Source organism: Mesorhizobium sp. M0185, assembly GCF_040322175.1.
Lineage (GTDB): Bacteria > Pseudomonadota > Alphaproteobacteria > Rhizobiales > Rhizobiaceae > Mesorhizobium.
In genome coordinates, this window is record NZ_JAMYSY010000014.1 from 127,899 (window position 1) to 142,517 (window position 14,619).

Genomic DNA, 14,619 nt, shown 5'->3' on the forward strand with positions numbered 1-14,619 from the left:
CGTCCTCCTAGATGATGAGCTTCAGCGCCGCTGCCGCGACGGCTTCGGGCGTGATGTCGAAATGCCGGTAAAGGTCCGGGGCAGGGGCGCTGGCGCCGAAACCGGCCATGCCGACGAAAGTGCCGGTTTCGCCGATCCAGCGGTCCCAGCCGAGCCGTGCTGCGGCTTCGATGGCGATGCGGGGCGCCGAGCCGAGGACGGCCTTGCGGTAGTCCGCATCCTGTTCCTCAAAGAGCTCCCAGCACGGCATCGAGACGACCGCGGCGGCGATGCCGTGCTCGGTCTCCAGCCGTAGGGCGGCGGCAACCGCGATCTCGACCTCCGAGCCGGTGGCGATCAGCGTCGCCGCGCGCTGCCCGGCTGGCTCGCGCAGGATGTAGGCGCCCCGGCTCGACCGGTTCTCGTCGCTGTGTGGCTCGCCGCTCGGTGCTTGGCGCAGCATCGGCAGGTTCTGGCGCGAGAGCACCAGCACGCTCGGCCGCTTCTCGCTCTTGAGCGCCAGTTCCCAGCACTCCGCCGTTTCGATGATGTCGGCCGGACGGAAGACGTTGAGGTTTGGCGTCGCCCGCAGCATCGCCAGGTGCTCGACCGGCTGGTGGGTCGGGCCGTCCTCGCCGAGACCAATGGAATCATGCGTCATCACATAGATGACGCGCTGGCCCATGAGCGCCGAGAGCCGCATCGCGCCGCGCGCGTAGTCGGCGAAGCACAGGAACGTGCCGCCATAAGGCACGAAGCCGCCATGCAGTGCGATGCCGTTCATGGCTGCGGCCATGCCGTGCTCGCGGATTCCATAATGGATGTAGCGGCCGGCGTAGTCGCCCGGCGCGATGCGGTTCATACCCTTGGTGATCGTCAGGTTCGAATGCGTCAGATCGGCGGAGCCGCCGACGGTCAGTTCGGTTGCGCCATTGATGGCAGCGAGTGCCATTTCCGAGGCTTTTCGCGTTGCAACCTTGGTTGCCTTCCCGACATGCTCCTTGCGGAAAGCGCCGAGTGCTTCGAAGACCGCGTCGGGCAGGACGCCGGCGACCGCGCTCTCGAAGGCCTGCCGCCGTGGTGAGGCGGCAAGCCGTTGCTCCCAGGCGCGGCGTGCCGCTTGACCGCGGCCGGCAATCTCGCGCCAGGCGAAAAGGATATCGTCCGGCACCTCGAACGGCGCGAAGGCCCAGCCGATGTTTTCGCGCGTCGCGGCGATCTCCGCATCGCCCAGCGGCGCGCCATGCGTCTTTTCCGAACCACCCAGATTTGGGGCGCCCTTGCCGATCACCGTGCGGCAGGCGATCAGAGACGGCTGGTCCGATTGCTGAGCCGCTTCGATTGCCGCCGCAACGGTTTCGGTGTCGTGGCCGTTCACCGACTGGACATGCCATCCAGCGGCTTTGAACCGCGCCGGCTGGTCCATCGATGTCGACAGGGAAGTGGGCCCGTCGATCGAGATCGCATTGTCGTCCCAAAAGACGATCAGCCGGGAGAGCTTCAGGTGACCGGCAAGATCGATCGCCTCGTGGCTGATGCCTTCCTGCAGGCAGCCGTCGCCGGCGATCGCGTAGGTGAAATGGTCGACGAGATCGGCGCCGTGGCGGGCCGCCAGCATGCGCTCCGCCAGCGCCATGCCGACAGCGGTCGAAATGCCTTGTCCAAGCGGGCCGGTCGTCGTCTCGATGCCAAGCGCATGGCCATATTCCGGATGTCCGGCGGTGCGGCTGCCCAGCTGGCGAAACCGCTGCAATTCTTCGATAGCCATGTCTTCAAAGCCTAGCAGGTAATGCAGCGCATACTGCAGCATCGAGCCGTGCCCGGCCGACAGCACGAAGCGGTCACGATCGGGCCAGTTGGGGGCCGACGGATCGATATTGATGAAGCGGCTGAACAGCACCGTTGCGACATCGGCCATGCCCATCGGCATGCCCGGATGACCGGAATTGGCCTTTTGGACGCTGTCCATCGCCAATGCGCGAATGGCGTTGGCCATGTCGCGCTCCGAGACGGCGGCGACGGGCTTCAGTGCTGCTGCCTGGCTGTTCATGGCGTCCTCCTCACGACACACGATTCTTGCGTTCGATCAATTGCAGGATGAGCGGCGTCAGGATCAGCTGCATGGCAAGGTCGAGCTTGTTGCCGGGCACCACGATGGAATTCGGCCGCGACATGAACGAGTCGTGGATCATCGAAAGCAGGTAGGGGAAATCGATGCCGCGGGGATTGGCGAAGCGGATAACCAGCATCGATTCGTCGGGCGTCGGAATCCAGCGCGCGATGAATGGATTGGACGTGTCGACGATCGGCACGCGCTGGAAGTTGATGGCGGTCTGCGAAAACTGCGGGACGATGTAGCGGACATAGTCCGGCATGCGACGCAGGATCACGTCCATCACTGCCTCGGTGGAATAGCCGCGCGTTGCGCGGTCGCGATGGATCTTCTGGATCCATTCGAGATTTATGACCGGCACCACGCCGATCTTGAGATCCGCGTGCCTGGCCAGGTTGATCTTGTCGGTGACGACGCAGCCATGCAGGCCCTCGTAGAAGAGCAGGTCGCTCGGCGGAAATTCGCGCCATTCGGTGAAATGTCCCGGCGGCGTGCCGTACTGCTTCTCTTCATCCTCGTCATGGATGTAGGTGCGGGTCTTTCCGGTTCCCCGGCGGCCATATTCCTCGAATACCTCTTCGAGGATTGCCAGTTCATTGGCCTCGGCGTGGAAGTGGGTGAAGTTCGGATTGCCCGCCTTTTCCTCCTCGGCCACCTTCGCCTTCATCGTGGCGCGGTCGTAGCGATGGAAAGCATCGCCTTCGATGAAGGCGGCCCCGATGTTCTCGCGCCGGAAGATCAGTTCGAAGATGCGCTTGACAGAGGTGGTGCCTGCGCCCGACGACCCGGTGATGGTAATGATGGGGTGCTTTGCCGACATGGTCTTCAGGCCCTGAAAAGGCCGCGGCGGCTGAACAGCGGCGCGCGCTCGCCGATGGCACTCGGCTCGGTGTGGTAGCGGGTGATGCGCGCGACTTCCCGCGCCGATCCGAAAACCATGGGCACGCGCTGGTGCAGGCTCTCGGGCTCGATTTCGAGGATGCGGGTGATCGTATCGGTGGCGGCACCGCCCGCCTGTTCGACGAGATAGGCGATCGGGTTTGCCTCATAGACGAGGCGCAGCCGTCCCTGGCGGTAAGTCTTGCGCTTGTCGCCTGGATACAGGAATACGCCGCCGCGCATCAATATGCGGTAGCAGTCCGCGACCAGGGAGGCGATCCAGCGCATGTTGAAGTCCTTCTCGCGTGGGCCTTCGGTGCCTTCAAGGCAGTCGTCGATGTAGAGCCGCACCGCCTCGTCCCAATGCCGGTAGTTGGCGGCGTTGATGGCGAACTCCTGGGTTCGCTGTGGGATGATCCGGCTCTCATAGGCCTGGACGAAGGTGCCGAGCCTGGTCGAGAGAACGAAGACATGGGTGCCGCTGCCGAGCGACAGAACCAGCGCCAGCTGCGGGCCGTAGATGAAGAAACCGGCGCCCAGCTGGTTCACGCCTGCCTGCAAAAACGAGGCGGCCGGATTCGCATCCGGCGCACCAATTGCAGGGAGGAGCGAGAAGACCGTTCCGATCGACACGTTGGTGTCGATGTTGGATGAGCCGTCGAGCGGGTCGATGGCGATGGCAAGAGGCGCTTGCCTGTCGAGCAGCACCGGCTGCTCCAGTTCCTCGGAAGCGTAGAGCGCGACCGGAGCGCGGCGCATGGCGTCGAGGAAGATGTCATCGGCGAAGACATCGAGATCCTTCTGGATGTCGCCGTCAGCATTGGCGCCGCGGGCTCCGGCAAAGGCCGTGCCGAGCACCCCTTGATTGATGGTGTTGCGGATCGTGGTGGCCGCCTGCGTCAGCTGACGGATGGTCGCTACGACGGCGGAGCGCAGTTCGTCCGGCTCGCCAAGATAGGAGTTCAGAAAAGCGTCGAGCGTTGCCGCTGGCATCGTAACCTCCCGATCCAGCCGCCTCTCCTCGGGTCGGCCGGATTGGGAAAGGAGAACAAACGACGCTGGATAAGTAAAATTCAATAACTTTACTCAGGCAATAAAAAAATTTTAGTATGCCCAATGAGAAACCTCACGCTCAAGCAGTTCAAGACCGTTCAGGCAATCATCAGCCACGGAAAAATCGTCAGCGCGGCCAAGGTGTTAGGCCTGTCTCCTCCAGCGGTAACGATCCAGTTGCGGCAAGTGGAGGAGGAGTTCCAACTGGCCTTGTTCGACCGGACGTCGGACGGCATGCGTCCCACTGCCGCAGGTCTGGCCTTCGTCGAGACGGCACAGGCCATCGAGGAGCGGCTTCGTCTGCTCGAAGACAAGATGGATGCAATCAAGGGCGTGCGCGCCGGCAGCTTGCGGCTCGGCGTCGTTTCCACGGCCAAATATTTCGCACCGCGGCTGATGGCCGCCTTCATGAAGGAACATCCCGATATCGACATGCGCCTTGCCATCGGCAACCGCGCCGAGACGATCGACAATCTGAAGAACCACGACATCGATATCGCGCTGATGGGACGCCCGGCCAAGGAAGTCCCGGTGCGTGCTTCGGTCTTCGGCGATCACCCGCTGGTCATCATCGCACCGCCCGACCACCCGCTGGCGTCGGCACGCGACATTTCCAAGGAGCGGATCGCCGAGGAGCATTTCCTCATTCGCGAGTCCGGCTCCGGCACGCGCATCTCGCTGGAAATATTTTTGAGCGACGTGCCTGGCCGCATCGACGATCTCGGCGTCGAGATGGGCTCGAACGAGACGATCAAACAGGCGGTGATGGCCGGGCTCGGCATCGCCTTCATCTCTGCCCACACCATCGCCGCGGAAATCGAGGCTGGCCGGCTGGTCATCCTCGACGTCGTCGGCATGCCGATCCGCCGGCAATGGTTTTCGGTGATGCGCAGCGATCACGCGATCTCGCCGGCGATGGCGACCTTCCACGATTTCCTGATGCGCAAGGGCGCGATGTACCTGCCACTGTTCGGCAAGCTCTATCCGCACGAGGAACTGAACAGTAGAGGTCGCGCGAGTTAGGGCGCGCGGTCCAGGCAAACGCTTCAGACAAACGATGGTGTGTATCAGCGGCTGATCGGCTGTGACCTCCTGACCGATGTTCACGAGCCGAGGCATCGCTGGTGGCACGCATTTGCGGAGCCGAGGCGACCGCCCTCCAAGCGCTGGGCCACGGGGTAGCGCCCCCGCGTTCACGGAACGGGTGGGCTTTGACTGAGCGTCTGCTAGCCTACAATTGGTTCGGCGACAGCTTCTTCGAGGCCAGCTGCCGCTTGGGCGGCAAGACCGCGGGCCGCTGCTTGTGAATCGTAAAATTCCTCAAGTGCATAGACTCTGCCCCACCGCAGGGTGAACACGTGGAGACCACGGTTGACGTACGACGCGTCGCCATTGAGCAGCGTTGCGGTGCCGTCCCACTGGGCAAACACGGTGGTATGCCACGGCCAGCCCTTCACCCAGATGTGGATGACCGTGAGATGGAGATTGGGCAGGACGCGGCCGAGGCGCTCAAACCAGCGGCGCATGGCTTCTTTGTCGCGGCGCTCATCACCAAGTGCGTGGGCGCCGGAAACGCGGTGATGGACATGCAGCGCGAGTGCCTTCACCGCCTCATCCCAGCGATGGTTGTTGACGTCGTCGAAGCTCTCTCGGATCGATTTCTCGACAAAATAACTGTATAGCATTTGACCTCTCCCCAAACTTATTCGATGGCGTGATCGAGGCACCATGTGGCAAGCCGAGCGGACGCGAGAGCCCACGGCCAGCAGCACGCCGGCTGCGGTCTGAACTTCGGCTCAGCGTATTGTCGCGTCGGCTCGCAGATGCATGTCAGTCTCGGTCGAGACCGTCACCTCATCTCCGGACCTTGAGAACGCGTAGAGCGAGTCCTGGTGGCCCGGCATGGAAAATGCCACGGAGTCGTCGTCGGCGAGGCCCATGACGACGCGCAGCGGATCGCCCCCGGTCTTCGGCGCGAAGGTGGCGGTGACCTCCAGGAGGCCGCCGTCGACCGGGACGTAGTAGACCACCATGTCAAGGTGTCCCTCGTGCAGGCTGCCGCCCTCGATCGGGCGTCCAATGGTGGCCTCCTCGGCAAAAGCCGGGGTCGCAAGAAACAGCGCAGCCAGGAGCGATGCGCTTAAGGTTTTGCGGATCATTTCGTATCTCCTTTTTAGATTGCGTTCGAACTCTATATAGGCTATAGATTACGAACGCAATCTAAAAAAGAGATCAACAATGCGCGTAAGTCGTACTCAGGCAGCGGAAAACCGAGAAACCGTAATCAACGTGGCAAGCCGCCTTTTTCGGGAGCGCGGCTTTGATGGTATCGGCCTTAAGGATCTGATGAAGGGTGCCGGACTGACCCAAGGCGCGTTTTACAAGCAGTTCGCATCCAAGGACGACCTGGCGGCGCAGGCGTCCAGGCGGGCGATGGAGAGCGCCACCCGTCGATGGTCGGCCGCGACTGCGGCAAACCCTGATGATCCGCTTGGCGCGGTGATCGCGTTCTACCTCAGTATGGACCATCGCGGAGAAAAGATGGACGGCTGCCCGATCGTGGCGCTCGGCTCGGATGCCGCCAGACAGGGCAAGGACGTGAAAGCGCCGTTCGAAGCCGGGATCAAGGAGCATCTCGAGATCCTCGGCCGTTTCATTGCTGAGACCAGTGACGGGGAGTTCGACGGCAGGGCCATGGCAATTCTCTCGACGATGGTCGGTGCGCTGATGTTATCGCGCGTCATCAACGATCCTGACCTCGCGCAGGCCTTTCTGGATGCGGCGGCCAATCAAGTTCGTGAATCAGCCGGCACTTGAACGGCGTCGCGGCGCCTGCGGCGCGCCCAAACTGACAGGAAAATAGATGCGACGGATTGTTGTTACGGGCATGGGAGCGGTTACGCCCCTTGCTGCCGATGTTGAAACGTCCTGGTCGCGTCTCCTGGCCGGCCGCTCGGGCATCCGGAGGCTTGCGGATGATGTGGTGTGCGACCTGCCGGCGAAGGTCGGCGGGGTGGTGCCCTCCACAGAAGAAGATCCGGACGCTGGTTTCGATCCGGAAGCCATCCTTCCGCCGAAGGATCAGCGCAAGGTAGACCGGTTCATTCTCTTTGCGCTGGCCGCGGCACAAGAGGCGCTCGCCCAAGCAAGATGGGCCCCCGTCTCGGAAGCGGATCGCTTGCGCACGGCCACGATCATCGCCTCGGGCGTCGGCGGGTTCCCGGCCATAACCGAGGCGGTGCGCACGGTCGACCGGCGCGGCGTCCGCCGTCTATCACCTTTTACGGTGCCGTCCTTCCTGGTGAACCTCGCGGCAGGCCACGTCTCGATCCGCTATGGCTTCAAAGGTCCGCTCGGTGCACCCGTAACGGCGTGCGCGGCCGGCATTCAGGCGATCGGCGATGCGGCTCGCCTAATCCGCGCCAACGAGGCCGATATTGCCGTGTGCGGCGGGACGGAAGCATGCATGAATCTTGTCAGCCTCGGTGGGTTTGCCGCGGCACGCTCTCTTTCGACGTCCTTTAATCACCGTCCTGATGAGGCCTCCCGACCGTTCGACAAGTCGCGGGACGGCTTCGTCATGGGCGAAGGAGCCGGCATGCTGGTCATCGAGGAATTGAGCCACGCGCTGGCGCGCGGCGCAAGACCGCTGGCCGAGCTTGTCGGCTACGGCACGACGGCGGATGCTCATTACGTCACCTCCGGTCCCGAGGACGGCGACGGTGCGCGCCGGGCCATGGAGATCGCAATCGCCCAAGCAGGGATTTCGCCCCGCGAGGTTCGTCATCTCAATGCCCATGCGACCTCCACGCCGGTGGGCGACCTGGGTGAGATCGAAGCGATCAAGAGCGTGTTCGGGCGCGATTTCGCGATAGCTGTCAGTGCAACGAAATCGGCGACCGGACACCTGCACGGAGCCGCCGGCGGGCTCGGAGCAATCTTCGCAATCCTGGCGCTCAGAGATCAGATGGCACCGCCGACCCTCAATCTGGGCGCTCCCGATCCGGCCGGCAACGGGATCGACTTCGTCGCAAACCGGGCCCGGCCGATGGCGATGGGCTATGCAATCTCCAACGGCTTCGGCTTCGGAGGCGTTAATGCCAGCGCGCTGTTCCGGCGCTGGACGGATGATCTGGCCGGCGCGAGTACCGGAGGCGCTCATGATTGACGCCTTTCGCTCCGACCTGTCGTGCTTCTCCCACGCCAATCCAAAACGAAGAAAGAAGTGACCTCCATGAACAAGACCAATCTAGGCGTCGCCCTGGTGACGGGGGCATCCAGCGGTATCGGGCACACAACGGCCAAAGCCCTGCAGAACGCGGGCTTTCGCGTGTTCGGAACCAGCCGTCGCGCGGTCGTCGACCGATCCGATGGCGTTACCATGCTGGCCTGTGACGTGACCGATGACACGTCCGTGGCGAAACTTGTCCAGGACGTGCTGGCCGAGACCGGGCGCATTGACCTGCTTGTCAATAATGCCGGCGTTGGCCTGCTTGGTGGCGCGGAGGAGTCCTCGATGGCCCAGGCCAAGTCGTTGTTTGACGTGAACGTGTTTGGCGTTATGCGAGTAACCAAAGCGGTGTTGCCGACAATGCGCCGCCAAGGCAAGGGCAGAATCGTCAATTTGAGCTCGGTGCAGGGGTTCATTCCAGCTCCCTATTTCGCGCTTTATTCGTCGACCAAGCATGCCGTTGAGGGCTACTCCGAATCGCTCGACCACGAACTGCGTACTTTCGGAATTCGCGTCGTGTTGGTGGAGCCCGCCTATACCCGCACCTCATTTGAAGAAAATCTCGCCAGGCCGGATCAGTTGCTTGACATCTATGACTCTGCGCGCGCCGGCATGAATGCAGCTGTGCGGAAAGCGATGGAAAAAGGCGATGCGCCGGAAATTGTGGCCAGGGCCGTTTTGGCGGCTGCGACCGATCCCGCTCCGAAGAGGCGCTATGCGGCTGGAAAAATGGCGCGCCAGGTCAGCTTCCTGCGCCGTTTCGTCCCCGCATCCGCTTTCGACAAGAGCCTGCGAAAGCAGAACGGACTGCCGGTCTGAGGTCGACAACAATGATATTCCTGTTTCGGTCGAGCCCATGCGAGAGCGCGTTCCAGGAGTTCACATTTTTTGGCACTGGCACAGCCGGACGCGCATCTTCGATGCGCGCGCGTCCGCGACCGAGCCCTGCGGTCGTTGGCGTTAGATTAGCGCCATGTTATATTGCGGCGCGAAAGAGCGGGGGCCACGTTCCTTTCACACCCGTAAGTGATCCGTATGTGCGATCCCTGCAGACTGGTCGGTATCACGGAAACTCCCGGGCATGGGGTTCGGGAATCGAAGGGGACAAGGGGTAATGCTCTACACGCTCGTTATGATGGTCTGCCTGACGGATGTGCCGCAGACCTGTGAACAACGCGAACAGATGGTGGATGGCCTGGCGATGAATCCCGGGACCGCCTTCATGCAGGCGCAATCGCTGGTAGCCCAGTGGATCGAGACGCATCCCGGTTATTTCGTTCAGCGCTGGCGCGTGCTGCCCGGCCGTGGATCGTGATATCCGCCGCGAAGATCGAATGAGGTTCTATTTCTTCGCGGCGAGCGTTTCCGAGACGGCCTTGGACAATTGATAAAGCCGCTGCTCGATTATCGTCGGCACTTCACAGACGTAGGTCAGTGATTGGACGCGTTCATTGAAAATTCGCGTTGCGAATTTCAGCTGTTCGGTTCGCCGATCGATCTCTTCGGGATCTGCATCCGGCTTTGCCCGCAATGCATCGACATCGGACGCTTCCTTGCGCAACGCGGCGGCCATTTCGAGCTGCTTGTGGGCGTAGCGGGAAATACCGGAGATCACCTGCGAACGCTCTGCGTCCAGGTGGTCGAACATGCCTTGCACCATCATCGCCATTTTGGGTGCACGTTGCTCGGCCGGCAAGGAGGCCGCGAAATCCCTGATCTTCTTTTGAGCTTCCGCAATCGGCATCCGGCGAGCTGCCACTTCCTCGATCAGGGCGGAGATGGTGGGGTCCTTCGACCAGTCCTTCGCGGCTGAAGGAAGATCCGGTCCGCTCCAGATCTGGCCGAGCGAGAGTTGCGGCACCTTGCGCTGCATGCAGGGCCAGTCTGGATCGGGGTTGGCTGCCATGGCGTTGACGCCCGGCGCGAGCATGGCAATCACAGCCAGGCTGCGAACATGGATCATACGCGCCATCAGGCATTTCCTCCCGTGTCCTGTTTGCGGGTCATCAGGCCGCGCGAAGGGTCGTAGGCGATGATGGCGGCGGCCAGGAACAGCAGCGTGCAGCCGGCAACGACGCCCAGCGACAGCCAGTCAACCTGGCCGTAGAAGGCGAAGCGGATCAGTTCGACGGCGTAAGTAAATGGATTGGCGAGGCAGATTTTGTAGAGCAGGGGGCTAGCCTCCTGGATACGCCACAAGGGATAGAGTGCCGGAGAAGCGAAATAGCCGGGAAAGATGACGAAGTTCATGATGCCAGCGAAGTTCTCGAGCTGCTTGATCATTGAGGACAGAAGCATGCCGAGCGCGCACAGCATCATGCCTGACAGGAACAGCGCCGGCAGCACGGTGAGATAGCCAAGCGGCGGCGCCTTGACGCCCCAGAACCAGGCAACGATCAGGAACGCGTAAACCTGCGCGATCGACACGGCGACACCGGCGAGCATCTTCGACATCAGCAGGAACCAACGCGGGAAGGGGCTGACCAGCAGGGTACGCATGTTGCCCATTTCGCGGTCATAGACCATCGACAGCGAAGACTGCATGCCCGAAAACAGCAGAATCATGCCGCACAGGCCCGGCGTGATGTAGACCTCGTAGAGCACGTAAGTCTTGTAGGGCGGGATGATCGATACGCCGAGCACCTGCCGGAATCCGGCGGCAAAAATGAACAGCCAGACGAGCGGCCGAACCAGGGAGGATATAAAGCGCTCGCGCTGATGCAGGAAGCGCAGGCACTCCCGCACGACGATCCCTTTGAGGCAAACGAGGTAGTGGTGGAGCCCAAACTGTTCGAACTTCACCGGCGTGAGGGCGGCGACTTTTGCGGGCATTGCGGGAGCGCTCATGGCGACATCTCCGCGATGCCGCTTGTTTCGATGCGGTTGAGCCTGGAAAAGGCGTCGCGGATCGAACTGGCACCGCTCGTCGCAATGACATCGGCCACCTTACCCTTGGCAACCAGGTCGCCCTGCCGCAGCACGACGACATGGTCGCCGTCTTCGACCTCATCGATCAGATGCGTCGCCCACAGCACACCGATGCCCTCGGTTTCGACGAGTTTGCGGATGGTGGCCAAAATGCCCGCACGCGACTGGATGTCGAGACCGACCGTCGCCTCGTCGAGCAGCAGCAGGGAAGGGCGGTGGAGCAGCGCCCGCGCGATCTCGATGCGCCGCATTTGGCCGCCGGAAAGACTGCGTGCCTTGTCATGCTGACGGCCCTGCATGTTGACTGTATCGAGCAGCTCGGGAATGCGCTGCCGGGCTTGGTGTGCGCCAATGCCATGCAGCGAGGCATGGTAGGAGAGGTTCTGGTGGACGCTGAGGTCGAGGTCGAGCGTGCGTGCCTGGAATACGATGCCGACACGCCTGAGCGCTTCGCCTGAAGCGCGGCTGACGTCATGGCCGAAGATGCGGATCGATCCGCGGCGGGTGCCGTAAAGATGGCTGATCAGTGAGAACAAAGTTGTCTTGCCGGCCCCATTGAGGCCGAGCAGAACGGTGAAAGTTCCCGGCGCGATCGAGAATGAGACGTCCTGGAGCGCTCGCTTCGGACCATAGGAATGGCTGATACCGGCAACATCGAGCGCTGCCATCTCCTCTCCAGCTCCGCTTGTCCTCACATGCTGCATGCCGCTGGCTCCTTCGGGGCGCGCTGGTTATCTAGTGCACTTGCAACATCCCCGCGGCAAATATTCATCACGTCGGCCTCCCTGATCATTGCTGCGGTCTAGTGGGGCGATATGGCCACGCCCCAAGGCTGCTGGCCCACCGTAACCGATTGAACCGGCTCGTCCGTCGCCGTGTCGATGAAGGTGATGTCGTTGGAATTGCCGTTGGTGGTGATCAGCGTCTTCTGATCGGGGGTGAAGTCGAGATGCCAGACGCGCTGGCCGACCAGGATGTATTTTTCCACCTCGTAGGTTTCGGTGTTGATGACGGCGACGTGGTTCGCTGGGCCGAGAGCGACATAGGCTTTCTTGCCGTCGGCGCTGATCGCGATGCCGACCGGCTGGATGGTTTCGGGCCGCAATCCCGCAATCGCGAACTGGATCTTCTTCACCACCTCGCGTTTGAGACTGTCGATGACGCTGACGGTACCGCCGATTTCGGCACTGACCCAGATCTGTGATCCGTCGGGCTTGAATTGCGCAAAGCGCGGACGCGTGTCGACCAGGACGTTGTCGGTCACCTCATGGCTGTCGGTGTCGATGAAATGCGCCATGCTGGTGGTTTCGGAGGTGTTGACCATGGTTTTGCCATCGGGACTGACGGCCATGCCTTCAGGCTCCACCCCAACGGGAATCTCGGTCATGACCTGCTTGCTCTCGACGTTGATCGCGGTGACGAGATTGTCGTCCTCGTTGGCGACGTAGAGCGTCTTGCCGTCGGGCGAAAGCACGAACAGTTCGGGATCGGGGCCTGATGGCAGCGTGCCAACGATCTGCAGCGTCGCGGTATCGATGATTTCGATCGTATCGTCATCGCTGGCGCACAAATAGATGAACTTGCCGTCATGCGAGATGGTGATACCGCGCGGCCTCTGGCCGACTTCGACGGTCTTCACCACTTGCATCGTCGCCGTGTCGACGACCGTTATCGTATTGTCTTTCTCGTTGGAGACATAAACGGTGTAAGCCCACGCCGGATTGGCCATGAAGCCGAGAATGGCGAGTGCGCAAGCTCGTCTCTGCACGAAAATTCCTCCCGATTGGTTCTACTTAAGGACGCATTTCGTTTCCGGCTGATCCACGCCGAGCGTATCGAGCTCGGAGATCTGGTGGAGATAACCCTCCTGTGGCGATGTCGAGACCACGGATTTGGTGTCGCCGAGCAGGATTGGCTGGCGAAGCTGATGGTTCCACTTGCGGAAGGTCAGCTTCTGTCCCTTGAAGGCGGCGACCGAGAAATCGTCCGAGCGGATGTAGTCGCTGATCTTCTTCGGATCGTCGCCATTGGTCCGTGTGCTGGCTTCGCCCACCGCCCGCACCGCCGTCCAGGCCGACATATCCTTGGACAGCATTCGCCGGCCGGTCGTCCTCAGGAAACGGCTTTGCATTTGAATGCCACCCCATTGCTCGCTCGCGGGATGCCAGGACGATGCAACAAGACCGGCCGTGCCGGCGACCAGCCGCGGTGTCCAGGTGCGGTAGGGCACATAGGTTCCGAACACCTCGCTCTCATCGGCGACAAGCACCACGTCATGCTCCGGCAGATCCTGCGTGAACACGGAAATCTGCTGCTGTATCTGCGTGGCGCCGGTGTCGGTGCGGCGCGCCGTGCCAGTGTCTTTGAACTCCTTCTCGGCGACGATCTGACCGCCGAAGCGAGCCGCCGCGCGGTGCAACGCGGCCGCATAGAGATGATCCCGCTCATGCGAACCATAGAGCAGCACCCAATTCGGCCATTTCTTTATCACGAGATACTGCGCGAGCGCGTCAGCCAGCATGCTTCGTGTCGGCGCCACATGGAAAATGTTTATGCGGCAGTCTTCCTCGCGCAGGCTGTCGTCTGTGGCACCGACATTGAAGACCAGAACGCCCTTGTCGCGGGCGATGTCGGCGATCGACAGCAATTGCCTGGCCGAGAGGTCAGCGACAACATAGCGGTCACCTTTGGCAATCAGATCGTTGAACGCCTGAACCGCGTCGGCGTCCGGCTTGACCTCGGCTATGTCGAGGCTGAATTTCTGGCTGAGGAACTTTCCTGTCGTGTTGTTGTCGCCGATCGCCACATTGGCGCCGGCGACACCTTCGTCGCGTGGCGGCAGGTCCAGCAGGGAAAGCGCCAGTTGCGGCGCGTAGGCCCGCAAATAACCTATTCTGATTTCGGCTATCTTTCTTTCCGGCCTGTCGGCAGCGAGCGGTTGCTTGCCCGTCACTTCCTGGGCCATCACGCCTGTAACGTTGGCGGTCTGGAAAAAAAAGCACAAAAAGGCCGCGAGAGTGCCTGGCACCGCGCTCGTCATCGATAAAACTGCCCATTCTTGCACTAAAGTCCGATTGTTCCCGGACCAGCGCGAATTCAAGGTGCCCACAATGAGCTTAGCGGACGCCACAAGATTTATCAAAGCCCCGCAAGTGGACTTACGTGTCTGCTTTAGTCCTATTCCTTTTCGCGGGGATACGGCGATGAATGAGCGTATTGCGGTCTCATCCGCAGCAATGGCGGAATGAGAAACTCTATGGGTCGTCACGGGAGGATTGCCTGATGAAAACGCGCGCCGCTGTCGCCGTCGCCGCCGGAAAGCCGCTGGAGATCATGGAGGTCGACCTCGAAGGTCCGCGTGATGGCGAGGTGCTGGTCGAGATCAAGGCAACCGGCATCTGCCACACCGACGAGTTCACGCTGTCGGGCGCCGACC

Annotated in this window: 15 protein-coding genes and 1 pseudogene; 6 read left to right on the forward strand and 10 right to left on the reverse strand. The window is 61.8% G+C overall.

Going from position 1 to position 14,619, the window contains the following annotated elements; translation table 11 throughout:
• Positions 1-7: 7 nt before the first annotated feature.
• From tkt to NKJ20_RS14065, 3 genes are read right to left on the reverse strand one after another with little or no spacing between them, the layout of a single operon-like run.
• Positions 8-2,029 (reverse strand): transketolase, encoded by a 2,022-nt coding sequence (tkt, locus tag NKJ20_RS14055; RefSeq protein WP_352744714.1) that lies wholly within the window; start codon positions 2,027-2,029, stop codon positions 8-10.
• 10 nt (positions 2,030-2,039) lie between these two features.
• Positions 2,040-2,912, reverse strand: coding sequence for a phosphoribulokinase (locus NKJ20_RS14060; RefSeq protein ID WP_023678839.1), 873 nt, complete (start codon positions 2,910-2,912; stop codon positions 2,040-2,042).
• A 5-nt stretch (positions 2,913-2,917) separates the two neighbouring features.
• A complete protein-coding gene (locus tag NKJ20_RS14065) occupies positions 2,918-3,964 on the reverse strand; it encodes a class 1 fructose-bisphosphatase (RefSeq protein ID WP_352744716.1) in 1,047 nt (348 codons plus the stop codon).
• Between the two features lie 123 nt (positions 3,965-4,087).
• Here NKJ20_RS14065 and NKJ20_RS14070 point away from each other — a divergent pair, with 123 nt between their 5' ends.
• Complete coding sequence (locus NKJ20_RS14070) at positions 4,088-5,047, forward strand: LysR family transcriptional regulator (RefSeq protein WP_352450677.1); 960 nt, start codon at positions 4,088-4,090, stop codon at positions 5,045-5,047.
• 203 nt (positions 5,048-5,250) lie between these two features.
• On the opposite strand, the gene NKJ20_RS14075 is transcribed toward NKJ20_RS14070, so the two are convergent.
• Both NKJ20_RS14075 and NKJ20_RS14080 read right to left on the reverse strand, forming a co-directional pair.
• The gene (locus NKJ20_RS14075) at positions 5,251-5,709 is read right to left on the reverse strand and encodes a nuclear transport factor 2 family protein (protein ID WP_352744717.1); all 459 of its coding nucleotides are present in this window, start codon (positions 5,707-5,709) and stop codon (positions 5,251-5,253) included.
• 111 nt (positions 5,710-5,820) lie between these two features.
• The gene (locus NKJ20_RS14080; RefSeq protein ID WP_352724291.1) at positions 5,821-6,183 is read right to left on the reverse strand and encodes a hypothetical protein; all 363 of its coding nucleotides are present in this window, start codon (positions 6,181-6,183) and stop codon (positions 5,821-5,823) included.
• 79 nt (positions 6,184-6,262) lie between these two features.
• On the opposite strand from NKJ20_RS14080, the gene NKJ20_RS14085 reads away from it, so the two are divergent.
• The 4 genes from NKJ20_RS14085 to NKJ20_RS14100 all read left to right on the forward strand — a co-directional run bounded on the left by NKJ20_RS14085 (position 6,263) and on the right by NKJ20_RS14100 (position 9,570).
• Positions 6,263-6,841 (forward strand): TetR/AcrR family transcriptional regulator, encoded by a 579-nt coding sequence (locus NKJ20_RS14085; protein WP_352646177.1) that lies wholly within the window; start codon positions 6,263-6,265, stop codon positions 6,839-6,841.
• 46 nt (positions 6,842-6,887) lie between these two features.
• Positions 6,888-8,192, forward strand: coding sequence for a beta-ketoacyl-ACP synthase II (gene fabF / locus NKJ20_RS14090; protein WP_352744719.1), 1,305 nt, complete (start codon positions 6,888-6,890; stop codon positions 8,190-8,192).
• A 66-nt stretch (positions 8,193-8,258) separates the two neighbouring features.
• Positions 8,259-9,074 (forward strand): oxidoreductase, encoded by an 816-nt coding sequence (locus NKJ20_RS14095; protein ID WP_352744721.1) that lies wholly within the window; start codon positions 8,259-8,261, stop codon positions 9,072-9,074.
• A gap of 295 nt (positions 9,075-9,369) precedes the next feature.
• The gene (locus tag NKJ20_RS14100; protein WP_023678847.1) at positions 9,370-9,570 is read left to right on the forward strand and encodes a hypothetical protein; all 201 of its coding nucleotides are present in this window, start codon (positions 9,370-9,372) and stop codon (positions 9,568-9,570) included.
• A gap of 27 nt (positions 9,571-9,597) precedes the next feature.
• Here NKJ20_RS14100 and NKJ20_RS14105 read toward each other — a convergent pair whose 3' ends face one another.
• From NKJ20_RS14105 to NKJ20_RS14125, 5 genes are all read right to left on the reverse strand, one after another.
• Positions 9,598-10,128, reverse strand: a complete 531-nt coding sequence (locus NKJ20_RS14105; RefSeq protein ID WP_352744723.1) for a hypothetical protein — start codon at positions 10,126-10,128, stop codon at positions 9,598-9,600.
• Between the two features lie 98 nt (positions 10,129-10,226).
• A complete protein-coding gene (locus tag NKJ20_RS14110; RefSeq protein WP_352622146.1) occupies positions 10,227-11,087 on the reverse strand; it encodes a lanthanide ABC transporter permease protein PedC in 861 nt (286 codons plus the stop codon).
• Between the two features lie 11 nt (positions 11,088-11,098).
• Positions 11,099-11,851: a lanthanide ABC transporter ATP-binding protein PedB/LutE gene (locus NKJ20_RS14115; protein ID WP_352744726.1), complete on the reverse strand. Its 753-nt coding sequence runs from the start codon at positions 11,849-11,851 to the stop codon at positions 11,099-11,101.
• Positions 11,852-11,985: 134 nt separating this feature from the next.
• Entirely contained in the window at positions 11,986-12,951 is a 966-nt protein-coding gene (locus NKJ20_RS14120; protein ID WP_352541893.1) for a YVTN family beta-propeller repeat protein, read from the reverse strand.
• 21 nt (positions 12,952-12,972) lie between these two features.
• Positions 12,973-14,148 (reverse strand): ABC transporter substrate-binding protein, encoded by a 1,176-nt coding sequence (locus NKJ20_RS14125; RefSeq protein ID WP_502902807.1) that lies wholly within the window; start codon positions 14,146-14,148, stop codon positions 12,973-12,975.
• 317 nt (positions 14,149-14,465) lie between these two features.
• Between NKJ20_RS14125 and NKJ20_RS14130 the strand changes: the two are divergent.
• A pseudogene (locus tag NKJ20_RS14130) lies at positions 14,466-14,619 on the forward strand (S-(hydroxymethyl)glutathione dehydrogenase); the annotation flags it as partial.